The organism is Flagellimonas yonaguniensis, assembly GCF_029193885.1.
Classification (GTDB): domain Bacteria; phylum Bacteroidota; class Bacteroidia; order Flavobacteriales; family Flavobacteriaceae; genus Flagellimonas; species Flagellimonas yonaguniensis.
Genome location: NZ_JARFVB010000007.1, coordinates 43886 through 68526, shown reverse-complemented (window position 1 = coordinate 68526; position 24641 = coordinate 43886). Strand labels below are relative to the sequence as shown.

The window sequence follows — 24641 nt, the reverse complement described above, 5'->3', positions numbered from 1 at the left end:
ATGATAGAAAAGGTTGCTAACAATAAGTATAATACGGAGCCCCTTCGATTGAACCCTCCCCATCTCATCCTTGAAAAACTTAATCATTTTAGGGCTCTTTTTGGAAGAATACATAACTTATCCGAACAGGAGTTTGTCAACCTCACCGCTGAAATCAAAAAGTTCTTCAATGTCAAGCCCGTTAAATTAAGAAATGATATTCCTGAAAGGTTGGTCAGGATCTCGAACAATAACCGCATTCTTGCAGGGCAGGGGAAGGCACTCAGTTACCTGACCGATATTTCCCAACTGCTTGCCCCACCGATAGAGTTCTGTAAGTTTGGTCGCTGTAACCTACCGGAGCAGCAAGTGCTGTACTGTGCGGTGGATATGGCTTCTGCATTCTGGGAAACCAAGCCACAATTAGGGGATGTCATTACGATTTCCCATTATCGGAAAAAGGAAGGGGCTAAGGCAAATTGTTCGTTGATCGCCCATGACAAAATGGAAAACCCAGATCCGTCGAACCATTTCAAGGAAGTCTTCTATTTATTGGAAGAGTTTTTCATAGATGTCTATAGCCTAGAGGTCGATTGGAATCGCCCAAGGGATTATTTGTTCAGCTCTTTGCTCTCCTCCGAACTGCTTTTTTATCCCGTTCCCTCTGATAAGAATATTGAGGCCATAATTTATCCTAGCGTTAAAAGGAAAAAATATGGACATAATTTTGCATTGAGAAATGACCTTGTTTTCGATAAATACGATTTGATCGGTGTGGAAACACGGTTTATGCTGGAGGACTATAAAGAAGCCTCACCAATGTCCAGCGATGTCCCCACCGATAGCGTAATGGCTTCATTCGGGACAGAGGCCTTCAATATGGAGAAAGGGAAAATCCTCTATGACCCCAAGGTGGATGAAATCTTTGATTTTTTTCGGGAGATGCAAATGTCAAAGGGTGACCAGGTCCGGAAAAGCAAACAAAACATGATTTTCAATTTGACCAAAGGCAATTGTACCGTTACCTCGCATTTATCAAAACGAAAGAAAAAGTGAGATGGCCCCATGGCCTGAAATTAAAACCTATTCCATGAAATGTTTTTTTTGTTCAAATGAATTGGATGGTTCCGATGAGCACATCATCCTAAAGTCATTAAATGGCAGACTGCACTCAAAACAGATCATATGCTCGGCATGCAACAATTTTTTTGGCCTTCAATTGGATACAGTTGCAAAGGAATTCTTTAATCCTATTTTACTGGTCCTAGGGCTCAAGAATGCATCGGGAATGATTGCCGAAAACCTTGAAGGTGAAGATGATTACCTTTTGAGAAAGGATAACCAGGTAGTTCAAAGGAGGCCCAAGATGAAAGAAATCAAGATACAAGGGAGAACGCTTATTTCAATTAAGGGCGATGTCAAGAACACCATGAAGCTTTTTAAAAAAAGGGTGGAAAAATTGGAAAAAAGGGGAGGCAAAGTGTTGGCTTCAAAGACGAGAGGCCAATACGGTATCGAACCCCTAAGAATTAAGGCCGAATTTAAATCGTCTCCCAAGTTGGCCCTGCTCTTGAACAAGATTGCCATTGAATATGCAGCCTTCAACAAAATACATACACCGGGAATCGGTCAACTTGCGCTAAAAATCAGAGATCTGGATGAATCATCCCAAAATGTTTTCTACTGTGATCCAGAAAAGCCCGTCCGTGAAATTCAGTCAGCCGAAATAACCCATTTGGTCCAATTGTGGTCGGAAGACGGTACGATTTACTGTTATATTGAGCTCTTTAATGTGGTCTGTGCTCTATTGGTACTTGGGAGCGATTATTCAGGGGACCCCCTACAATTTCAATATTACCAAGATGCGATTACCGGCGAGAAACTGACCGGGACAGTTGAACTTGACACTTCAGCACTATCCCTTGTCTTGAAGAAAGGAAGTGGAAGGGAAGTGGATTTTGCCAAAATGGCAAACCAGTTGTTCGAAAGAAAGGTGGACAGGGACTTCGACATGAGGTTCCACATTGTTTTGACGGAAATAAAAGGGAGATTGGAGCAGGAGCTTGCGGATGGGAAGATTACCGAAAAAGAATTTGCTGAGAAGTTCGTAGATGAAAGCACCGCTTTTGTAGCCGAATGCCAAATAGACAATCCCTATATGTGGGAGGACTTGGGCGAACCCGACATGGCCAAAATCAATTTTATCCATTCCAATATGCCGGAAAGTGAATTTGATACTTTTTGTGAGAAGAATAAACCTTTGATTGGCAAACAAGTAAGAATGGATGGCAAGGAAACCTACATTGCGGAAAAATTCTTAAAAATACCCGTTGCGGAACACAGGGGCATCCAAATTGTAAAAGTTTGTGTAGTTTTATTCAATGGACTGGATAGATTGTACATGCCTTATCGCGAGTTCTTTGAAGGGATTTTAAATAAATGAGATTTACTCAGTCACATTATTAACCTGAATTAAAATTGCTGAAATTGGCCTTGGCCAGCAAATAAAACTCGAAACCATCATAAATGAAATTTGCCCTAGTTAACGGTCAGAAAACAGAAGCCTTTAAAGGAGGACGCGGATTTTGTCCAAGCTGTAGCGCGCTGTTAATAGCGAAATGCGGGGAGTTTAAGACCCACCATTGGGCACATAAGGGGAACAGGATTTGTGACCAGTGGTGGGAAAATGAAACGGAATGGCACCGTGCATGGAAGCGACACTTTCCTAAGGAATGGCAAGAAGTGGTACAGTTCGATGAAAAAGGTGAAAAGCATATCGCGGATGTCAAAACAGAAACTGGTTTGGTACTGGAATTCCAGCATTCCTACCTGAATCCGGAAGAACGTCGTTCCCGTAATACGTTTTATCCTAAGATTGCCTGGGTCGTTGACGGTACAAGACGAACTAAGGACAAATCCCGTTTTATCAAAGTTATCCAAGAGGGTTCCACATTACCGCTTAAGAACATAAGAATATCTTACACGGATTTCCCTGAAGAATCCCGAATCCTAAAGGAATGGGTCAACTGTGACATGCCCGTTTTCTTTGATTTCGGGGAACAGGAGAGATTATGGTTTTTGATTCCGAAGTCAACCATGGACAGGGCCTATGTGGTTCGTATAGCCCGGGATTATTTCATTGATATTTGTGTCAATGGTTCTTTGGAAGAGGTGACAGGAAATATCACTCTCTTGATCTATGAATATCAGAACTACGTTCGAAAAAGAAACCAGATGGCCCTAAACCGGAGGGCAAATCAAATGTTGGCCAAAAAAAGGACAAAATACCGTCGGAGACGCTTTTGATCAAATCGTTTCCACATACACTTTGAAAAGTCTAATAGTCATCTGTGCAACAAAGCACGGAATTTCAATCCCAGTTTAACATCACTCTCCGGCTCCCCCTTTTCTCCCGAAGCTCCACCATCAGTTTTTCCCTATCCCCCAAAGTGAACTTGGGCACCACAAAGGCAAAGCGTTGTTTTTGTCCTACTGTGACGATAGTCGGCATACGATGTTTGTAAACGGGTTCCAAAGGCAGTTTCTGGTACGAAGACTTTTTCCGAGGGTTCCCATGGGCCTTGAAGACCTGGACAAAGTCCACCTCAAAATCAATATCTGAACGGTTCTCGATTTCCATAACGAGATAGGTACTCGTACCATAATAGGCAACGTCCCGAAGCCGAAGGATAATCCCATCCTTCCGTTTGGATCGCAGTACCGTTTGGGCCTTTTCCAAAAAATAGGTGCTGGCCTTTCGGTACTGGAGACTGTTCGACCCCAACGAGGGCATGGGGTTTTGGACCAATGAATCCATAGGTTTCACAGGCCGGACATTTCCAATGCTTTTGTCCACATGCACAAAACGGTAGCTTTCTTGCAATTCTTTCCGGTAGGCCAGCGCAAAGGAATAGGCCCGGCCATCCTCGGTCAAAACCAACAGGTTGCTGTCCGTACCGGGATGCCCCTGTAAAAGCCCAAGCCTCCCTGGGGAGTTGGTATCATATCCGAATTGGTAATGGGGATGTCCGGTAACCGCCCTTGTGATGGGGTTGGGTAATACCAGGGCCAAGGTATGGGTATCGTTGACATACAGGGTGTCCGTTTGGGCCCGTAGAGTCAAATAGGACAAAAGACTAAATAGGAATAAAGGGAAAGTTCTCATAGGATGGAATGTTATGGTTTGAGTATCAATTGGTACTGGTCATGGACGGTCACCTTGACGGTGCGGTTGGAACGGCGGAACACTTGTTGGATCCCACTCAGCTGTGGCACCCCGGGCAGGTTCACATCCTGCACGGCATCGTCCAGCACCTCCCGCGTGGCCTCTTCCCGATAACTGTGCTCCACATAGATGCCCTCCCCACCGTCCAAAAAATCATAGGCTTTCAGGGAAACAGGGTTGGGACCGATATGGTCGATGGCCACAAAGACCCGATTAGCCCGAAAACTGACAAAGCCATAGAGCAGGGTGTTCCGCTCAAATCGCTTTCCCTCCAGTTCCACAGCTTCCCTTAGCCGCAGTTCCAAACGGTTGTTGGCCCGGACCGTCTGCTCCCCATTGACCATGGCCACCGCCACCGCCATGGGCGGTTCGGTATGGGTATCCGTTTTGGTATGGCCAAAGAAGTCCCGATGGGCCTCTGAAAAATCGACAAGTTCGGGCTCCTGTTCTATAGGTGGATCGGACCTTTTGGGAATGGTATCTTCATTTTTCCTGATCATTCTTTGGGGTTTTCGGTAGGTGCCCTCCCCATAATCGATGCGGCCCTCCCGATAGATGCTGTCCACGATGCGCTGCCGCTCCTTTTCCCCCAATAGGGGATCATAGGTCCCGGTGGAATCAATCCGGCCTTCCCCGTACAGGCTGGGCTTGGGGATCTCCCGCTGTTCCTTGATGGCATCCACCGCCTCCAGTTTGGAACCGTACTCCTCGGGCACATCCTTCAATTCCGGTACCTTGGGCTGCTTCAGTTTAGGCTGCTCATCTTCCTTGTTCAGGGAAATGGCATAGAGGACGATAAAGATGGCAATGGCCAATAATAATCCAATGAATACGATCTTGTTCTTTTCAGGTTTCATGATAACAGCTTTTACGGTTGTGGTTCCAGTTTGCGCAAGGCATCCTCAAAGAAGTTGGTGATCAATAGCCCGTGGGCGTTGTGCGGAAAGTTCCGGTCCACGGGCACCAGTTCCCCGGAAGTGTCCAACTGGTAACGGTCCGTGACCGTGCCCCGGTTCACTTCGAATACCGTCCTGGCCCGAAAGCTATAGGGTTCTTGGTCCAGGTTCAGTTCAATGTCCACCTGCACCACTTCCTGTCGGAGCGAAAACTGCAAGAGGCGGTTATAGACCCCATCCGAGCGTTTTTGTCGATAGACCGCATCCACCGAGGCATCCCCCAGCCAAAGCGCCTTTTCCAACCGCGCGCGATAATTGGTCCCGTCGATCCCATAAAAGAGCCGGTGGAAGCGCTCGATATGGGCCAGGGCCTCCACTTCCCGGTTTTCCCGTTGGTCCACCAGTTCCAAGGGCAGGACCGTGCCATCGCTTTGGATGGCAAAGGCAGCGTTCAACAGTTTTTCCTGATAATGGTAGAGCAATCCTAGGGAAAGCCCACTTGTCAACAGACAGAGACTGACCACCGCCAAAACGATAAAGCGGTTAAGACGGAGGATGTCGGTGATGTTCTTATAAGTTGTTTTCATATAACTCCATTTAAATAAATTAATGTGCATTATGCACCACTGAAGAGGCGGAAGGTGAACGAGGTCGCCCGTTGGTAGAGCTTGAACTTCAACAGTACGATAAAACCGATCCCCGCCAGTTCGATCAAGGGCTCGAACAGCTCGCTCCCATAGTCCGTCCCGAACAGGTTGGGCCAAAAGTTTTCCGTCACCTCCTGGTACAGCGCATTGACAAAGACGTTGACCAGAAAGAAAGCCGGCACAATCATGTACACCGCCGCATAGAGCCTAAAAAAGCGATAGCCCATTTCCCGGAATTTTTCAAAGACCGCCATGCTGATCACCAGCGGAAAAAAGGCCTGCATCACCCCCAGGATAAAATAACGTTCAGCCAAAAAGAGCGGATAGATGAAGAGGTCCAGGACCCAGAGGACCAACGCCCCGCCCCAGGCCAGGGTACGCAGTCCCAAAAATGGGGTCGCCAGCCATTCGTACAGCAGGGCCATGGCCTTGGTCGCCGCATCAAAGAGGCCCGTTTCCTCCTCGATTTCGACCTCCTGTAGGCCCAAGGGCAAGAGATCGGGGGCCGTGTCCCGGTACTGCCCCTCAATGGCCACCAAAATACCATCAAAGGCCGCCAGTACCTCCGTGGAGAACAGTACCACCAACACCACCGCAAAGTTCTTGATCAGATCGGTGGGGGTCAGCCCCCAAGTAAGTCCTGTACGGGTCGCCCCGCCCTCATAGTATTTTTTGAGGATGTTGACCAAAAAGAACAGTACGGCCAGGGCCTTCATGCCCCCGATGGTGTAGGTGGCAAAACTGCTGTCCTTGATGGTCTGGAAGACCGCGTCCACATATTCGAGTCCCATAACTTACCTTTAATAGTTTAATTTCCGGTCCTTGATAAGGGCCTGCATTTTCCGGAACGAAATGATCCTATCATACCGCCGCTTTTTTAGTTGGATGTCGGCCACCATCGCTTGGGATGCCTCCCGTTGGGCCTCCAAGATTTCCAGGCGTTCCGCATCGGTCAAGTTCAAGATGTCGCTGCTGAGCACCTGGCCCATAAAATCAAGTTGGTCCAGGGAATGTTCGATGATACCATTGAAGGCATTGCTTATGGCCTCCACTTCATCGCCATGGATATAGGGGGAGTCCAAGATTTCCCTCAGGTCATCCCGGACCATCTCGAAGAGTTGTTCGTTGTTGCGGGTGATGTCCCGGACGGCCTGGTACTGCTTGACGGCATTGTTGACCTTCTCGATCTTTTCCCGGACGGCACCCAGCTCGTCCACCATTTTTAACAGTTCCGCAGTCTGCTTGGCGGATTCGATCAGTTGTTTCCCAAGGGAAATAAAATTGGTATTGTCATACACAGGCATCCCCTGGGCCACACAGTGGCCTTTTGGTATTAGGATGAACAGAGCGATGATGAGTGTTTTGGTGAGTTTTTTCCTCATGATTCATGATTTTTGATGGATGATTTTTGGGTTGTAGCGATAAATTCCTTGATGGCCTGCTCCATATCTTGGTTTTTTTCATAAAGGGCCATAATGGCCTCATTTTCGGTACCGTCGGTCAAGTAGGCCGCATAGGCCTCCGGGGGCACTTCCAAGCGGTAGACGTTGCTCTCCGAACCTATCTTGATAAAGATCTCCGTATACTTGCGCTCGCCCTTCAGGTCGTTTTGGATCGAACGGAGTTGGTTCAGGTCGTGGGCGCTCAGGTTGAGCCGCTGTTGGAGTGCATCGTACCCCTTTTCGTTACGCAGGCTGTAGATGACCTGGGTGTTCTCCAAAATGGTGGCCGAGGTATGGTTCTCGGGCAATTGGTTGATGGACTGTAGAACGATGCCGATGGCCCCGTTCTGTTTGCGGATGGCCTGGTAATAGAACTCTACGCTCTCCAACACATTGTCGAACTTGAGCTGCTTGGCGAACTCATCGAAGAGGATAATGCCCCGCTCCGAACGGTTCCGCCAGATGGTCCGTTGGATGGCCGACTTGATGAGCTTCAGCATTACGGACAATAATTCCTTGTTGTCCCTGACCTCGTCCAGTTCAAAGACGATAAGGCGTTTGTCCTCCAGACGGTGGGATCGGTCTTCCCCGACCTTGAAGAGAAAGCTGTAGAGGCCATTGCCCACATATTCGGAAAGGATGTGCAGGAAATGGGTCAGGTTGAAATAGCTTGGGTCGATGCCCAGTTCCCTTAACAGAGAATCTTTGTTATCGGTAATAAAGGCATACAGTCCATCAAGACTGTGGCCCTCCTGGACCGTTCCATAATAATGGCGCAATATTTTCTTCAAGGCCACTTCCTGGGCCTTGGTCACGTTTTGATGGGACCCATAGAGCTCCATCAAAAAGACCGTCAGATCCTCCAACCATTCCGCCCCCACATCGTGGGGTTTTGGTAAATAGAAAGGATTGATACCGAGGTTTTTGCCTTGTTCGTATTTGAGGATGATGTGCTGGTCCGGATAGAGTTGGGCAAACTTGGCATAACTGCCCCCCAAATCGATGATCACCAAGCGGACCCCCTGCTCAAAATATTGCCGCAGGATGTTGTTGGCCAAAAAGGACTTGCCCTCCCCTGTAGGGGCAAAAATGGCAAAGTTCCTAGCCTTGATGCGCTTTTTTCTCTCGTCCCATACATCCTTCAGCACCGGGATGTTGTCCAAGCGATCATTGAAAAGGATCCCTTCGCCATCAGAGCGGTAGTTGGTGGTGTTGACCATCAGGCAAAGGGCATGCTTCAGATCGGTCACGTAGAGGTCGCTGTCCGAGAAATTGGAAGAGAACAACGGAAAGCTGTTCAGCAGGTAATGGATGCGGGCCTGCCCCTCGGGCCGGTACGGCTGGATGTCCAGTTCCTTGAACCGGGCCACCAGTTCCGAGACCGTATGGTCCAATCCTTTTTCATCCCTGGACCAATGGACCACATTCAATTGGCCCCGTACGATCCGGGCGGAATCATCGTTGTTGATCTTATCCAAGGTGTCCGATACCCTGTCGTACAGCACCTTGTTCCACGTCCCAAAATTGCTGCTCTTGGAGAGTTCCTCCAGACGTTTTTCCAACAGTTTTCGCCACTTGTGCCGGTCATCCAGATGGATGATCTGGTTGACGATGTGGTTCCCCGGAAAGGTAAGTCCAAGCCCATCGATAAAGCCCTGATGGAACAGGAACCCATCAGCGGTGTACTTTTCATTGGGCCTACTGGTCTTCACCATATCCCCGAAACAGGCCTCGTTGTTCACGGCCATGGCGCCGAAAAAATGGTCCCCGATCTTGACCTTGTCCCTGCCCAAGACCATATCCGTGTCAAAGCCCTCGTTGAACCCATTGAAATAGGCATCCGTGTATTGGATGATGGAAGCCTGGTTGAACGGTAATAGGGAAAGGTGGGGGCCATTGTTCAAAAAGCCCACCGCATCCCGTACCGCTTTACCGAACTCCTCCGCCTTTTCCCCAAGGCTCTCCGGCAGCTTTTTGGGGATATGGGCAAAGGGATTGACCAGATTGGAACTGTTCACTGCCCTGTTCTTCGGCCAGACAAAGAAGAGCAGGGATTCATGGGACAGGTGCTCCCGACCCTGAAAATGTTTACAGGTGGCTTGGGCCAAAAAAGTATCGTCCGGCAAGCCCTTGGTATCAAAGGCCGTTTTTCGGTAGATATCCTGTTTATGGACCAAGGTACCCACCGGAAGGGACTTTAGTGCTTGGCACCACAGGCCGTGGAGCTGTTCGAAATCCTGCTCGGACAGCGAGTGGATCTCGGGCAGTTCCAAACGGTAGGCATAGGCCAGATTTCCATTGTTGGCCAAGATCCTGTTTTGGTCCACATCCACGATGGGATACCGCTCATGCAAGTTCATCGTATGTTTCATTGAAGGTGATTTTTTTGTTGGAGATCATCTGGGGAAATACATTCCCCATTGGTAACAATTCAGGTCGTTGGGCCCATTTGAGGAGGAAACCATAGAGTATCCCATTGGCCATCATTGCCCCAAAGAGCAAAACCAGGTCAAAGGAGAAGATGACCGCCATCAGGGAGCCGATGACGGCCAGCATCTGTAGGGCAAAAAAGGCCACGGGCAACCCAAAGATCAGGGCACGCCCACGGATATGGCGATAGACTTCATACTGTTTCATACGGCTACATAAGGATTTGATGCCAAAGCGCTCGGTGTGCGTTAGACCACGATGCCGATCAGATAGGTAAAGATGCCCACCACCGCCCCTGCGATCAATACAAAGACCAAGACACGGGTAATCCCCTTTTTCAGGTCGGCGTTCTCCCCGAAGAAATGCCCCGCATTGAACAGGAACCCGATCAGGAAGATGACCCCAAGGATGATGGGAAAGATGGTCCGGATCGTGTCCGAGATGTCGTTGACGGAATCCTCGATGCCCCCAATCTGAGGGTAGATGGGCAGGGACGCCAAGAGGCAGGCCCAAAGCAATAATGCTCTTTTTTGGTTTTTCATGACTGTTCGTTTTTTGACTGCCCGTCCCGATGCTTCGGGAATGAGGGCCGGTTATTAATGAATGTTTGATTTCCGATACGGAATTTCCAGCGTTTGGAAAGGTTCCATGGAAAGCCCATAAAAATTAACAAATCGGAGCGTTAAAATTTGGAGGATTTAAAGCGAAATGGAGGATTCGGTAAAAATTGTGCAATGGAAATCCAAAACCCATTGCAATGAAAACCGCACTACGGATCCTATTTCTGCTATTTACAGTATACCCACCACTATGTTACGGGCAAAGCACCCATAATTTGCCCATAGTCTCCATCGATCCCGGACACGGGGGCACCGATTCCGGGGCCATCGGGACCCAAGGGGTCCTGGAAAAGGACATTGTACTAAAGGTGGCCCAGGAAATGGTCCGGTTGAACCAGGACATCCATTGCGGTACCTTGGAGCTTTATCTTACCCGATATACAGATACCCTGGTTTCTCTTAAAGATAGGACCGGATTGGCCAAAGCCTTGAAAGCAGATGCCTATATTTCCCTCCATTGCAACCAGGCCCAAAGGAAGGGAGCCCAAGGCATTGAAATGTATGTATCCAAGGGTAGGGGAAGGCATACGGAAGCTTCCTTTCGATTGGCCAATACCATTGGCCAGAATCTTAACCTGCATTTGAGTCTTAAGGATAGGGGAGTGAAAACGGGCAATTTTCAGGTGCTTCGCAAGACCGCCCAACTGTGCCCCTCGGTATTGGTAGAACTGGGATTTTTGTCCAATGGGGTAGAGGAGGAGCACCTTTCTAAGAAACCAAGCATAACAGCCATCGCCCTTGTTCTATTGGAAACCATAAAAGTCTATTGCGATGGAGGAAATCACCAATGAGGCCCTAGCATTGATCAAATGCATTTTGAAGGAAGTCCATGGTCAGATCAAATGTTGGTTCAGGAAAGGGGAATAATTCGATTTACCTTAATCATTCCGTAAAGCTAACCAAGCCGCAGCCCCTGTCAAGGTCGATTTAAAAAATGGGCAGACCAATTTTTTACCGGGAGCCAGCTCCCTAATTCCACCTTGACCCATCCCCCGCTTCGCTCCTGTTGGTTGGGTTCACGGCATGTTTAATTTAAAATCTTTTTAATCATGGAAAAAACAGTGGAAACACCAAAAAAGAATGCCAAGGCAACAGCAGTGGCAGCAAAACCAAAAGCTGCGAACGTGGTTCCAGCAAATGGGGAAACAAAATTGGAGAACATGGAGACCATCCTCCAAAAGATCGAACGCTTGGAACAGCTCAAAAGACACTATGGTCGATTGAAGTACAAGCAGACCGACCTCCAAAAAGCCTTGGAAAAGATCAAAACGCACAAATCCAAAAAGAGCGACAAGTTCGAGCAAGAGGAAGTGGAGGAATTCCCGTACGTCATTGTCCTGAAAGGCAAAGGGGATTATGACCGGTTTGAAGAGATCTTTACCATCAACCAACCTGAGACTGTCGAAAACTTTACCGCCTATCTGTTGAACGAAGTAGATCAAGTCGTGGGAGTCTTCAAAAAGGATCTTCAGGAACAGACCAAAAATCTAGGGAATTAGAAGAAAAAGGGGGCAACCCCCTTTTTTGAGCGGTATTTTTTAGAGAACTTTTAAATAGCTTTTTCTATAAAATCCATGTTTCTGTTTTGTTGAAAGGATTTTGGTCAATACTTTATTATTTCAAAAAAATCTATTACTCTTCTTCCGAGATTTCAGAAATTTCTAAATCGGTTTTTGTCAACTCCTTATTCCCATGAAATACTAAAGACTCTCTAGCGTTAATAAGGATGCCTGCCCGGAGAATATCCATACTATTTTGCAGTTTCTGTATTTCATTCGTGTAATTATCACGCATTTGATCATAGGCCTGAATAGCAGTAATTTCTTGGCTAAGAAAGGCAGTGATGCCATAGTTATCGCATTTAATCGATAAATCCTCATAGTAATCACCTAATAACGCATCGACGTCGCTATCAAAACCAATAAATGCACTACAATTATTGTCAATAAGGTTCGGACCCAATTTAATCCCGCTTGAGCAACTATTTGTATAAAAGAAGGAATTTTGGAAATATGAATTGTCCTCATCTGTGTCAATAAAACGAGTTCCGTTTACTACAAGTTGTTTTGAGTTTCCATGTGTATATGCGGCTATAATGAATGGCATATCCCTTAATTTCCCAAGGTTTATTTCAAGGTACGCCATATTGCACCGATTAGCAGGAACATCGTTTGCTGTATGAGAAAAGTTGGGTAGGTTCTGAATTAAAGTGTGCAGTTCGTCCCTACACTTTTGGAAATAGGTTCCAAGTTCCAAATCCCTTTCATCATAAGCGATTATGAATTCAATCATCACAGCTTCTTGTCACCATTGGTCAATTGTTCAATTGCAAGTTGCAATATCCCTTTTTCTAGTCTTTGTCCTAGTTCAGATTCTTTTCTAATTTCAATTATGAGATCATCTAAGGTATACGTTTCACCTGAGCGGGTTGTTAGGAACGGTTTTTCTCTTTCTTCCTTTGGTCGTTTAGCAATCCATTGCTCCAAAACGCAGTCAACCCTTGTATCCAACTCATGAGCGGCCTTATCAATTAGACTCACTATATCCTTAATGTCCGCTGTGCTTTGGATTATTCCTAAAGTTTCATTATTGATGAACTTAATCAATGCTTCATGTGAAATACTTGAGAATTGCTTGGCCGTTATAATAATGACATAAATTAAAGAAGTTTCTTCCCTAATTCTTTCAATCACTTCGGGTGCATGGGGTTCACCTTGACCTAAATCAAAGTCCAAAAGCACAATCAATTTACTGGTCAGATGATTATGTATATATGCTAATCCCTTACTTGATCTTTTTTCAAGCTTTATGTTATCTTCTCCGTACTTCTCTTTTAAGGTGACAATGAGCGGATCATTATCGCTCATATCATCATGAATAATAAGTATTTTAATAGGCTCCATTAGCTATTCTTCTTAAATGGGAATGAAATTTTGAAGGTTGCCCCCTTAGGGGCAAACTCGCTTGACACTACTTTTATATCTCCTTTTAGAGATTCAACACGCGTTTTTACAATATATAGACCCACTCCTGCTCCCCCAAGATCAGCAGTTGTGGTATGGTACATCTCAAATATTTTTTCTTCATTGCCTGGTACTATGCCTTCACCATTGTCAGAAAAATAAAGTATGAAATGATCATTTTCAATAAACCCAGTACATTTTATGATTTTGTTCTGTTCGTTTCTAAGAGCTTTAACAGAGTTGGAAATAAGGTTTTCTATAATATCTTCGAAAAATTTTTTATTCGCATGTAGAATAAAATTATCTTTTACTTCTACATGGGCATTGATGTTTTCTGCTTCAAATTCAGGTTTGTAAGATCTATTGAAAAGATCAAGTAAAAGATTACGGACATTGAAATCTTCCATTGCAATGTTTGAGCCTGCATAACTTAACATAAAGTCAATAATCCGATTGAGATTTTCCATTTCCGTGTATATCTCAAATGCATAATCTGAGAATAATTCCTGGTATTTGGGATTGGGAAAATTATCCTTGAAAAACTCTGCCCTTCGTTTGACTTTTCCAAGTGCCGTTCTTACTGCATGTGAAATATGAATGGCATAATCTTGAAGTGACATCAGGCTTAAGTAAATATTCTCTTTCCGAATGTGTTCCTGACGTTCTTTTTTTTGTTGTTGGATTCCTTTCTTTAATGATCGATCAATCTGTTTTGCTTGTTTCAACAAAGGTTGAAGGGCAGGACTCAATGTTGGATTTTCACGCTTTATATCTGCTAAGGCTGATTCAAATTCTTTGATTTCCATATTGGCCTTTACGAGAGCCGAATCTGTTTCTTCTTTGACGATATCACGTTCATGCTTTTTAAGCTCTCCCAATGTATTTAGTTGATCAATGATGAATTCCTTTAGTTCTCTATATTCTCGACAATCAACAAAATCTTGCCTGTTGGTTGCATCCCGAATCTTAGGATTGTCATCATTTGTAATTTCAAGGATACCTATTATTTCCCTAGTTCCTATTTTATCCCACGCACCTGACCATCGGCGTTTGTCAATTCCGAGAATATCCCTTTTCTTGTCTACATTGTCTTCAAATTCCGCAAATGGGGTTGTAATTAGCCCATCGCGATATATTTTGACACCATCAACTCGGTAATCATCATTTTTGTATACTGCGTTGTATTTTTTTTTCGCCTGCTCGTTAAAGTAGTACAAATGCAGTTTTACTGGTCCAAAAGATTTCATGGGGACTCTTTTGGTAATAATTTCTTTTTTTTCTTTATCGAAAACCAGAGTTTCTTGATAGTTTCTTTTTTGATCAAATCCGATAGAAAACTCATGACTTGAATATTTGACTGTTTCAGGTTCAATATGTTTTCTCTCAAATTCTTTATATTCGTTGGACTTTATCCAAATATTAAAGGGAGGTTTTAAGGGAAAGAATGGGGACACTATTTTTTCCAACTCGCGTTCCAATCTCCTGATATCTAAATCTGTCCAAATTTCGTTATCTGGTATCGAAGATATTTCAAGCTTGGTGCCTTGTTCTTCAATTGGTGCGGGTTCCCAGTGGTAATCGTTTGGGACGTCAGTAAACAATTCCAATTGTGGTTGGTTAGATAATCGTTCATATTCATCCCAGTCTATTACAACAATTAACCGTTCGTTAGTTCCAGCTTGTTTCGTAATAATTCTGACTTTTCCTCCAAGTTTGTCAACAGCAAACCTTCCTATTCCTTTTTCACCTACATATCTTCGGTTGAACGGGGGTGGGGAAAAAAGGTTAGTCCGCTTGCTGGCGGTTCCAACAACCATCCATTTGTCGCGAATGTCCTCAAAGGACATCCCGTGACCATCGTCCTCAATAATGATTTGTGCTAATCCCTCAGAGTCTGCCCCAACATTATTAAAATGGACTGTGACTTTTTTGGCGTTGGCGTCATAACAATTTTTGACCAACTCATAAACTGCCGTTATTCTATCTGTAATAAGCTCTCTACCTAATAGGCGGAATGTATTTACATCGAATCTCCATTTTAATATGTTATTTTTATTTGACATTTTCTATTGTTTCAACATGTCTTGCAACACTTTTTGCAACTGCTTGTCCCAGAAGGACAGGGACCGCATTTCCGATATGTCTTGCCAAGCGCCCAGAAGAAAATGATGCTTCAGGGTCAATAAAGTCATAATTTTCAGGAAATGATTGGAGTAATGCTGCCTCCCTAATTGATATAGGCCTATTTTGTTCGGGGTGGCCAAATCTACCATTATTATACCCGATGCAATAAGTTGTCATGGTTGGAGCAACTTTATCCCAGCTCATTCTTCCGTAGGCACTTCCAAAAGCTTTCCCGCCTTCTTTTTTATGACAATCAGCGATTAGTTCTTGGTCCCAATCCTTCCAGCCACCACCTTCAGGCGTAGCCTTGATTCTTTTCATGCTGAGTTCGGAGAGGTTTCTAGCACGGTGCAGTAAATCAGTTTTTGATATTTGTCCAGCCTGAATCGGAGGAAGATAGCCAATAGTTTCGCGTACTGTAACAGGATTGTCTTTATGTGATGGGGGTATCATTTCAATTTTACCTTGTAGGGAACCCAAAAGTACCAATCTATGTCTTCGCTGTGGTACTCCAAAATCTTGGGCATTATGTATTTCATAGGAGATATTATATCCTTCTTTTTCTAATATAGAAACGAAATCATTAAAAACTTTCCCGTTCTTAAAACCTTTAAGATGCGGGACATTTTCCATTGAAATGATATCAGGTTTGGTTTTTACTATTATGTTGGCAAAAGCATATAGAAGCTTCCAGCGTAGGTCATTGGATTCACTCATTTTTCCGCCATTCTTCCGATTAAAAATGGAAAATGGCTGACAGGGAGCACAACCAATCAGGATTTTCTTAGATCCTTCAGGGAAGAGTGCATCAATCTCTTGGGGAGCCATATCACCAATATCCCTAAAAATAAATTTCGCCTTGTTATTTGAATTATATGCATGTTCGCAGCTTTTGTCAAAATCTATGCCTGCTACAACGTCAAATCCTTCTTTTTCAAACCCGTGGGTTAGGCCTCCTACTCCACAAAATAAATCAATTACTGAATAATTTTCCATTATATTAGGGTTTGGTGGGAACTAAGAGCTCTCTGACATCTACATCTAAAGCTTTTGCGATGGCACGTAGGACAGCAATGCTAGGTTGATTGTTGTTATTGCAATAATTTGTGACAACAACATAACTTCTATTGATTTTGTCTGCAAGCCAAGTTTGGGTTCTACCTTGTTCCTGCAAAACTTCTTTTACCCGATTCATTCTGGTTTTGGTACTCATTAATATAATTTCATATCAATATGTAATAAAATCTATTAATAGAATACAATACATTTTATTACTATGTGAAATTATGATACATTTTTGTATTATAAAATATTGTATTGCAATATGAAAAATTATCAAATTTCAATAGTTTTTCGATTGTATAATTTTTCTTTGTTCCAAAGATAGGTTTAAACCATCATAGATAAATATGTCTTTATGGAATGGAAGAATTTAATCAATGGTTGCATATCTTCGATTTTTTTGTCTGACCCCTGAGTATAGGATTGTGTCCTCTCCGTGAAGGAAAACCCCAGTCTTTCCTTCAAATATTACATGTGATATTTTTTTGTAAATGCCCAAGAAATTGTAAAAAATGGGCTATAAATTTCATTTTTATAGCTCAAAGAATCCTTAAGGAACAACCAATAAAAACCGGATTAAAAAGATTTAGATTGACTTGGCAAACTCCAATAGCGCCGGGTCATTTTTCAATTTTTCCATATCATCTGAAATTTTACTGTCCAATACCTTCGCGTAGATTTGGGTCGTTTTCAATGAGGTGTGCCCAAGCATTTTACTTACCGATTCTATAGATACCCCATTGGAAAGTGTCACCGTGGTGGCAAAGGTATGTCTGGCCAAGTGTGTGGTAAGTGTTTTGTTGATCTTACAGCCTATGGCGATTTCTTTCAAATAAAAGTTAGTCCGTTGATTGGTGTAGACAGGGAGCAGTGTCCCTTTTGCCACCACCCTGGGATGATCTTTGTATTTTTCAATAATGGCCTCCGGAATGCTCAACAGGGGTATACTGCTCAATACCTTGGTCTTTTGTCGATGGGTCTTGATCCATTTTTGGCCCTTGATGTCCTTGACGATATGATCTTTGTTCAATTTTTCAACATCCACGAAAGCCAAGCCCGTATAACAGCAGAACAGAAAAATATCCTTGACGGTCTGTAATCTTACAATGTCGAATTCCTTTTCAAAAATTCGGGTCAGTTCCTCTTGGGTGAGATATTGTCGTTCCTTGTGTTTCCAACTGGCCTTCCAATGGAAGAAGGGGTCCCGTTCAATCCATTGGTTGGCATAGGCGATCCTGATGATTTTTTTAAAGTTCACGATGTACCTGACCGTGGTATTGTGGTTACAGTTCTTTTTGAATCTAAGGAAATATTCCAATCCGGTAATGAACTTGTGGTCCACCTTTTTAACGGGTATGTCCTTTCTTTGGTGAGCATGTTGGATATAATCGAAAACATGCCTCCTGGCCGCATTGTAACGCTGTAAGGTCCCTTTGGCGAAGCCCCTACCTATCAAGCTTTCGACTTCCCGATTATGGTCATCGAAGATCTCCAGGAGCATATGCTGGTTCTTCCCCTTCCCTAAATAGGTGTCCCTGATCATCGTGGCAGAGATATCCTCCCTTTCCTTCAGTAGGTTGTCATACACCTCAAAACACCGGTTTTTCACGTTTTCAAGGAACCTGTTGAAATTGGCCACCTTTGGTGCCGTCCCCCTGAGTTTTCCCGCTCTTCGGTCCCATTTGCGCTCCTCGACCCTTCTGCGGAGGCTGAACTCACTGCGCTTTCCGTTAACGGTAATACGGGTATAGATGGTCACTTTTCCATCGGTGTCCGAATCCATTTTTTTCGGATAGAACAATATGTTCATTGGTCCAAACATTGACAAGGGTTTTGAATGATTGGCCGGGAAGGTATAAAAACCAAATGTTAAAATTTCGGCGTAAAGATTTCTTTAACAGTCGATTATAGCGATGTTGGTGAGTCTTTCAAAGAGACATTTAGACTCACCGCGAGACTCACCTTTTTTTTGATATTATTTGGTGAGTTTTGGAGATGGATAAAATTAAAAAGCCTGTAAATTATTCATTTACAGGCTTTTGCGGATTATTTAACGCTATCCAAGCGGTCTGGACGGGACTCGAACCCGCGACCCCCTGCGTGACAGGCAGGTATTCTAACCAACTGAACTACCAGACCAATGATTTTGTCTTTAGAAGACCCCGACAACAGTCGGATTCAAATCTTGTTCATTTGCTTTTTTAAAGCGAGTGCAAATATACATTCTCATTTCGGATATGGCAAAACATTTTTTTAAAAAAATAATCAAGCAAATTTCTGCCGCTCTATCATAAAGGAATTCAAGACTTGGGAGAAGTCCGCTCCTATATCCACGCCCACATATTTAATTTGGTATTGTGCACATTTTAGTTTGAGGTCCTTCTGGTATTGCAATACCGTTTCTGAATATGCCTTTTTAATGGAATGGGCATATAAATCTATCTGTTCGCCCGTTTCCACATCCACAAAACGTTTGGGTGTATTGTCAAAATCAAAATAAAGCTCATGCTCATTGTCCAACAAATGGAAAAGGACCACGGAATGCTTGTTGTACTTGAGATGGCGTAAGGCTTCAAAAAGTTTTTCCTCTTCCGTTTCCGTCTGGAACATATCGGTAAACAGAAAAATCAAGCTTCTGCGGTGGATTTTCTCGGCAATTTGATGGAGGAAGGTATAGGTTTTGGTCTCTTTTGTTTTTGGAGTATGGGTTGCTACCTCATTCAGTTTGGAATACAGCATCTGAAAATGGCGTTCGCTGTTCTTTTCCGAAGCATGGAAATCATACGTGTCAGAATAAATACTGAGTCCAACGGCATCCCGTTGCTTTTTCAAAATTTGCATGAGGGCGGCAATGGAAAGCACCCCAAAACCGATTTTGTTGAGGTTGCCCAAGGAATATTCCTTTACCTCGGGGTAGTACATGGAGGCCGAGTTGTCCAGAATCATGTGACAACGGAGATTGGTTTCGTCCTCAAAACGTTTGGTGTACAAACGGTCTGTCCTTGCAAATAGCTTCCAGTCGATATGTTTGGTGCTTTGTCCGGGATTGTAAATTTTATGTTCGGCAAACTCTGCTGAAAATCCATGGAACGGACTTTTATGGATACCACTGATAAACCCCTCCACAATTTGGTGGGCCAAAAGTTCCAAATTTTGGAAAAGGGTTGTTTTGCTAAGTTCCGATCGTACGTCCATGGTTCACTTCAAAAGCATTCGGTTTGATTTCGATTTAGTATGAATGGTTGTCAGGTCGAGCGGAGTCGAGACCTCGTTCATGACTAAAATACAATTGACCTCTCGACTGCGCTCGAGGTGACATTTGTTAGAATCAAACTTTAGAACTAATTGTTATTATTGATGAAGATAAAATAAAAAAGGCTTGGCATTTGCCAAACCTTTTTTAAAATCCAATTCCAATTTTCTTTTTACAGTGCTGCATCAATTGCATCTGTATAGGTTTTTTTAGGAGATACGCCCACTTGACGGTTAACAACCTCACCATCTTTGAAAACCAAAACGGTAGGGATGTTACGTACACCGTACTTAGCGGCAAACTGCTGGTTGGCATCTACATCAACCTTACCAACAACGGCTTTGCCATCGTATTCTTGTCCTACTTCTTCAATGATCGGACCTACCATTCTACAAGGCCCGCACCATGCTGCCCAAAAATCTACTAGGACAGGCTTGTCACTTTTTAAAACTACTTCGTCAAAAGTCGCATCTGTTATTTCTAGTGCCATCTTATTTGTTTTAATATTATGCAAAGTTAGTCAAATAATGCCCATGTAACTTACACAGGGCGTATTCGTTTTAATTATTGTGCCATTGACAATAATTATGGTCTAATTCAATTTGTAATGAATCTCGTTCGCATCCAGTTCAGAAAGCAATTCGCTGGTTATCTTAACTTTTTGTTTTCGGCTCGATAGTTTGAGTTTGATTTCCTCTTGCATTTCATAAATAATGAAACTAATAGGGTGGTCGCCCTTGTGCATCCGCACAGTGTCCTTTAAGGTTTGAATCCTTTGTTCTTGAAGGCGATCAATATTCAGTTTGATGGTCAGCTTTTTCGCAAAGGCATCCATTACATCCTGAAGCTGTTTAAAATCATTGAACTGTAACCTTGGGTCTCCTTTTTTGCCTGTATCACGATTTACCCAGCCTTCGCGCACATAAGCTCTCACGTGTACGAAGGAGTTCATCATTAAAAAATGGCGGAACTTTAAATATTCCTCTCCAAAAATCCGAAGTTCAAAGGATTCATTATAATCTTCCAGTGTGAAGAGTCCCCAGCCTTTACCGTTTTTGGAAACCCGGTGCTGTACGTCGGTAATTACTCCTGCGACGGTCAGCTCTCTATTTACGTGTTCTTCCAAACGGGAGAAATCGCTTACGGTGTTCTTGCAGAATGCTTTAATTTCTTTTTTGAAGTCATCCAACGGGTGTCCAGAAATGTAAATACCGACCACTTCTTTCTCACGACGTAGCTTTTCCATGGTGCCCCATTCCTCGCAGGGAGGCACAATGGGCTCGGGAATCTGAACTTCGCTCGCTTCGCCAAAAAGACTTACCTGGGATGAATTCTGGTTTTCTTGGAACTTGGAACCATACTTAACGGCCTTCTCCAAGAAGGTAATACCATCTCCCTCATCATGGAAATATTGTGCACGATGGGTGTCGCCGAAGGAGTCGAAGCCACCTGCGAGCGCCAAGTTCTCGAATGCTTTTTTGTTGGCCGCACGCAGATCTACGCGTTTTGCCATATCGAATATAGATCTGTAAGCACCTCCTTCTTTACGGTTTTCCACAATGGTCTCCACAGCGGAGCGCCCTACACCTTTAATGGCTCCCATGCCAAAACGTACCGCATTGTCCTTGTTCACGGCAAATTTGTAGTAGGATTCATTGACATCCGGTCCCAGTACTTCCAATCCCATGCGCTTACATTCTTCCATAAAGAAGGTAACCTGCTTAATGTCGTTCATGTTGTTGGACAAAACGGCCGCCATATATTCGGCAGGGTAGTGGGCCTTAAGGTATGCAGTCTGATAAGCAATATAGGCGTAACAAGTAGAGTGACTCTTGTTGAACGCGTAAGAGGCAAAAGCTTCCCAGTCCTTCCAGATTTTTTCCAGTACATCGCGTGGATGACCATTTTTTTCCCCACCATCCAAAAATTGTGGTTTTAGTTTTTCCAGCAGGGCAAATATCTTTTTGCCCATGGCTTTTCGGAGCACATCCGCATCACCTTTGGAGAACCCGGCCAGTTTTTGTGAGAGTAACATTACCTGCTCTTGGTATACCGTGATCCCGTAGGTTTCTTTGAGGTATTCTTCCATGTCCGGAAGGTCATAAGTGATTTCCTCATCACCGTGTTTACGGGCAATAAAGCTGGGGATGTATTCCATGGGGCCGGGCCTGTACAGGGCATTCATGGCGATGAGGTCATCAAAAACCGTAGGTTTCAGGTTTTTCATGTGCTTTTGCATCCCAGGGGATTCGTATTGGAACACCCCTACTGTTTCCCCTCGTTGGAAAAGCTCATACGTTTTTTCATCGTCCAGTGGGAAATCATCAGGCACTAACTCTATTCCTGTTCTGGCCTTTACAATTTTCACGGTATCCTTGATCAAGGTCAAGGTTTTCAATCCCAAAAAATCCATTTTCAATAGTCCAGCACTCTCCACTACGGAGTTGTCGAACTGGGTAACGTATAAATCCGAATCCTTGGCTACGGATACGGGAACGAAGTTGGTAATGTCATCTGGAGTAATGATCACCCCACAGGCATGGATTCCCGTGTTTCTCAACGAACCTTCTAGGACCCGGGCCATCTTCAAGGTTTGCCCTTCCAAATCATCCGTTTCGGCGATATTGAGAAGTTCATGGACCTTTTCCAGTTCTTCGGAACGAAATTTCTTTTTTAGATCAGCTTCTTCAACCCCAAATATTTTATTGAGCTTGGACATGTTTGGAATCAACTTGGCAATACGGTCGGCATCGCCCAGGGGCAAATCCAAAACACGCGCAGTGTCCCGAATGGACGATTTAGCCGCCATGGTACCATAAGTAATGATCTGTGCCACTTGGTTGGCCCCGTACTTGTTGATTACGTAATCCATCACGCGGCTACGGCCTTCGTCATCAAAATCAATATCAATATCGGGCATGGAAACCCTATCCGGATTTAGGAACCGCTCAAAAAGTAAATCGTACTTCATGGGGTCGATGTTGGTAATCGTCAAACAGTACGCTACCACCGATCCTGCAGCAGAACCCCGTCCCGGACCTACGGATACATCCATATTCCGTGCTTCGCGGATAAAGTCCTCCACGATCAAAAAGTATCCTGGGTATCCTGAGTTTTTAATAATCTCCAATTCAAAATCTATCCGCTCCCTAATTTCATCCGTAAGCTCTCCGTATCGCTTTTCGGCCCCTTTGTAGGTAATATGTCTTAGGTAAGCGTTCTCGCCTCGGTTGCCACCATCCACTTCATCTTCTGGGTCCTTGAATTCTTCTGGAATACTGAATTTAGGCAGCAAAATATCGCTTGCAAGGTCGTAGGGTTCGATTTTGTCCACGATATCCTTGATGTTCAAAATGGCTTCTGGCAAATCCTTGAAGAGTTCCTTCATCTCGTCGGAAGACTTGAAGTAATACTCTTGGTTGGGCAAACCATAACGATAGCCACGGCCCCTACCTATTGGAGTGGATTGCTTTTCCCCGTCTTTCACACACAATAGAATATCGTGTGCCTCAGCATCTTTTTTATCGCAATAATAAGTATTGTTGGTGGCGACTAGTTTTACATTATGGTCTTTGGCCATTCGTACCAATACCTGGTTTACCCGATCTTCGTCCTCTTGCCCGTGGCGCATGATTTCGATGTAAAAATCATCGCCAAATTGCTCTTTCCACCATAAAAGGGCTTCTTTGGCCTGATTCTCGCCAACGTTCAAAATTTTGTTGGGGACTTCGCCATATAAGTTACCGGTAAGGGCAATTACATCTTCCTTGTATTGCTCAATCACCTTTTTGTCGATTCTGGGAACATAGTAAAAGCCATCCGTGTAAGCAATGGAGGACATTTTGGCCAAATTGTGGTATCCTTTTTTGTTTTTGGCCAAGAGCACGATTTGATGTCCGTAGTCCTTTACGTTTTTATAGGTATGGTCTTCACAAACAAAAAATTCACAACCAACAATCGGTGTGATTTCTTTTTCTGTAGGTTGTTCGCCATTGGCGATAAGTTCCTCGTTTTTGGCCTTTACCGCTTTATTGTGACCCATGATTTCTTTCACAAAGTGAAAAGCGCCCATCATATTGGCATGGTCGGTCAGTGCAACCGCTGGCATCCCGTTTTTAGCAGTGGCCTTGACCAAATCCTTTATGTTGATAGTGGACTGAAGTACCGAAAACTGGGAGTGGTTGTGAAGATGCACAAAAGGCTGATCTTCCAGGGTCTCCACATTCTCTTTGATTTCCTCGTCGGAAACTCCGCCTGTATCTCCCGCCCATAGGGCATCGGCAATTTCTTTTGATGCGGCCTTTAGGTTGATGTGCTTTAAACCGATAAGCGCTATCTCGTGGGGATTGGCCTCTGAGAAACGCTCAAAATAATCGGGCTGAACATCCAGTTCTTGATAGCTGTATTGCTTTTTACGGACCAATTCCAAAAAACAGCGTGTAGTGGCTTCCACATCGGCCGTTGCGTTGTGGGCTTCGGCAAAGGGTTCGCCGAACAGAAACTCGTGGAGTTCTGTCAAGGTGGGCAACTTGAATTTGCCACCACGACCTCCGGGTATTTTACATAATTCGGCCGTATGTTCGGTACAGGTGTCGAGAACCGGGAGTTCTGTCAGTGGACTTTCCATATTCCCGCGATGAAACTCGCAACCCATTATATTGACATCGAACCCCACATTTTGCCCGACAATGAATTTGGCTTGTTCCATTGCTTTATTAAAAGCTTCAAGAACCTGATCTAATGGAACCCCTTGTTCTTCGGCCAAGGCCGTTGATATACCATGTATCTGTTCAGCCTCGTACGGTACGTTGAACCCTTCGGGTTTTATCAAAAAATCCTGATGCTCCATCAAATTACCGAGTTCGTCATGCAATTGCCACGCAATCTGAACGCATCTTGGCCAGTTGTCGGTATCGGTAATCGGTGCATCCCAGCGCTTGGGCAAACCAGTGGTTTCCGTATCAAAAATCAAATACATAGGCTATCTGTCTCGGTCAAAA

22 protein-coding genes and 1 tRNA gene are annotated in these 24641 nt (G+C 44.3%); 5 read left to right on the top strand and 18 right to left on the bottom strand.

Annotated elements, in window-relative coordinates; translation table 11 throughout:
* The 3 genes from PY092_RS12425 (at window position 1) to PY092_RS12415 (ending at window position 3285) form a co-directional block, all read left to right on the top strand.
* On the top strand, window positions 1–1035 hold the full coding sequence (locus PY092_RS12425; RefSeq protein WP_275616129.1) for an RES domain-containing protein: 1035 nt from the start codon (window positions 1–3) through the stop codon (window positions 1033–1035).
* A 34-nt stretch (window positions 1036–1069) separates the two neighbouring features.
* Window positions 1070–2422 (top strand): HNH endonuclease, encoded by a 1353-nt coding sequence (locus PY092_RS12420; RefSeq protein WP_275616128.1) that lies wholly within the window; start codon window positions 1070–1072, stop codon window positions 2420–2422.
* An 83-nt stretch (window positions 2423–2505) separates the two neighbouring features.
* On the top strand, window positions 2506–3285 hold the full coding sequence (locus tag PY092_RS12415; RefSeq protein ID WP_275616127.1) for a competence protein CoiA: 780 nt from the start codon (window positions 2506–2508) through the stop codon (window positions 3283–3285).
* Between the two features lie 64 nt (window positions 3286–3349).
* Here PY092_RS12415 and PY092_RS12410 read toward each other — a convergent pair whose 3' ends face one another.
* Genes PY092_RS12410 through PY092_RS12375 form a run of 8 tightly spaced genes read right to left on the bottom strand, consistent with a single transcriptional unit; the run spans window position 3350 to window position 10161 of the window.
* The gene (locus tag PY092_RS12410) at window positions 3350–4144 is read right to left on the bottom strand and encodes a DUF4138 domain-containing protein (protein WP_275616126.1); all 795 of its coding nucleotides are present in this window, start codon (window positions 4142–4144) and stop codon (window positions 3350–3352) included.
* Window positions 4145–4155: 11 nt separating this feature from the next.
* Window positions 4156–5061: a conjugative transposon protein TraM gene (gene traM, locus PY092_RS12405; protein ID WP_275616125.1), complete on the bottom strand. Its 906-nt coding sequence runs from the start codon at window positions 5059–5061 to the stop codon at window positions 4156–4158.
* 11 nt (window positions 5062–5072) lie between these two features.
* Window positions 5073–5687: a conjugal transfer protein TraK gene (locus PY092_RS12400; RefSeq protein WP_275616124.1), complete on the bottom strand. Its 615-nt coding sequence runs from the start codon at window positions 5685–5687 to the stop codon at window positions 5073–5075.
* A gap of 29 nt (window positions 5688–5716) precedes the next feature.
* Window positions 5717–6538, bottom strand: a complete 822-nt coding sequence (locus PY092_RS12395) for a hypothetical protein (protein ID WP_275616123.1) — start codon at window positions 6536–6538, stop codon at window positions 5717–5719.
* Between the two features lie 9 nt (window positions 6539–6547).
* Window positions 6548–7129: a conjugal transfer protein gene (locus PY092_RS12390; RefSeq protein WP_275616122.1), complete on the bottom strand. Its 582-nt coding sequence runs from the start codon at window positions 7127–7129 to the stop codon at window positions 6548–6550.
* Entirely contained in the window at window positions 7126–9561 is a 2436-nt protein-coding gene (locus PY092_RS12385) for a TraG family conjugative transposon ATPase (protein ID WP_275616121.1), read from the bottom strand. Before PY092_RS12385 ends, PY092_RS12390 begins: the two co-directional genes overlap by 4 nt.
* A complete protein-coding gene (locus PY092_RS12380; protein ID WP_275616120.1) occupies window positions 9536–9826 on the bottom strand; it encodes a hypothetical protein in 291 nt (96 codons plus the stop codon). The genes PY092_RS12385 and PY092_RS12380 overlap by 26 nt, the downstream gene beginning before the upstream one ends.
* 41 nt (window positions 9827–9867) lie before the next feature.
* Complete coding sequence (locus tag PY092_RS12375) at window positions 9868–10161, bottom strand: hypothetical protein (protein WP_129655986.1); 294 nt, start codon at window positions 10159–10161, stop codon at window positions 9868–9870.
* 215 nt (window positions 10162–10376) lie between these two features.
* Here PY092_RS12375 and PY092_RS12370 point away from each other — a divergent pair, with 215 nt between their 5' ends.
* Together PY092_RS12370 and PY092_RS12365 are read left to right on the top strand one after the other, a co-directional pair.
* Entirely contained in the window at window positions 10377–11030 is a 654-nt protein-coding gene (locus PY092_RS12370; protein ID WP_275616119.1) for an N-acetylmuramoyl-L-alanine amidase family protein, read from the top strand.
* Between the two features lie 258 nt (window positions 11031–11288).
* Window positions 11289–11738 carry a hypothetical protein gene (locus tag PY092_RS12365; protein ID WP_275616118.1) on the top strand — a complete coding sequence of 150 codons (450 nt, stop codon included), beginning with the start codon at window positions 11289–11291 and terminating at the stop codon, window positions 11736–11738.
* A gap of 133 nt (window positions 11739–11871) precedes the next feature.
* Here the strand turns inward: PY092_RS12365 and PY092_RS12360 are convergent, their stop codons facing one another.
* From PY092_RS12360 to dnaE, 10 genes are all read right to left on the bottom strand, one after another.
* Window positions 11872–12531 carry a hypothetical protein gene (locus PY092_RS12360; RefSeq protein ID WP_275616117.1) on the bottom strand — a complete coding sequence of 220 codons (660 nt, stop codon included), beginning with the start codon at window positions 12529–12531 and terminating at the stop codon, window positions 11872–11874.
* Entirely contained in the window at window positions 12531–13142 is a 612-nt protein-coding gene (locus PY092_RS12355; RefSeq protein WP_275616116.1) for a response regulator, read from the bottom strand. Before PY092_RS12355 ends, PY092_RS12360 begins: the two co-directional genes overlap by 1 nt.
* Window positions 13142–15265 carry an ATP-binding protein gene (locus PY092_RS12350; RefSeq protein ID WP_275616115.1) on the bottom strand — a complete coding sequence of 708 codons (2124 nt, stop codon included), beginning with the start codon at window positions 15263–15265 and terminating at the stop codon, window positions 13142–13144. The genes PY092_RS12355 and PY092_RS12350 overlap by 1 nt, the downstream gene beginning before the upstream one ends.
* Window positions 15255–16322 (bottom strand): DNA cytosine methyltransferase, encoded by a 1068-nt coding sequence (locus PY092_RS12345; protein WP_275616114.1) that lies wholly within the window; start codon window positions 16320–16322, stop codon window positions 15255–15257. Before PY092_RS12345 ends, PY092_RS12350 begins: the two co-directional genes overlap by 11 nt.
* A 4-nt stretch (window positions 16323–16326) precedes the next feature.
* The gene (locus PY092_RS12340) at window positions 16327–16539 is read right to left on the bottom strand and encodes a helix-turn-helix domain-containing protein (protein ID WP_275616113.1); all 213 of its coding nucleotides are present in this window, start codon (window positions 16537–16539) and stop codon (window positions 16327–16329) included.
* A gap of 435 nt (window positions 16540–16974) precedes the next feature.
* On the bottom strand, window positions 16975–18210 hold the full coding sequence (locus tag PY092_RS12335; protein WP_275616112.1) for a site-specific integrase: 1236 nt from the start codon (window positions 18208–18210) through the stop codon (window positions 16975–16977).
* 243 nt (window positions 18211–18453) lie between these two features.
* Window positions 18454–18527: transfer RNA gene (locus PY092_RS12330), tRNA-Asp, on the bottom strand.
* 126 nt (window positions 18528–18653) lie between these two features.
* A complete protein-coding gene (locus PY092_RS12325; protein ID WP_275616111.1) occupies window positions 18654–19583 on the bottom strand; it encodes a DUF58 domain-containing protein in 930 nt (309 codons plus the stop codon).
* Window positions 19584–19813: 230 nt separating this feature from the next.
* Complete coding sequence (trxA, locus tag PY092_RS12320; RefSeq protein ID WP_108246432.1) at window positions 19814–20131, bottom strand: thioredoxin; 318 nt, start codon at window positions 20129–20131, stop codon at window positions 19814–19816.
* Between the two features lie 102 nt (window positions 20132–20233).
* A complete protein-coding gene (gene dnaE, locus PY092_RS12315; protein ID WP_275616110.1) occupies window positions 20234–24619 on the bottom strand; it encodes a DNA polymerase III subunit alpha in 4386 nt (1461 codons plus the stop codon).
* Window positions 24620–24641 lie beyond the last annotated feature (22 nt).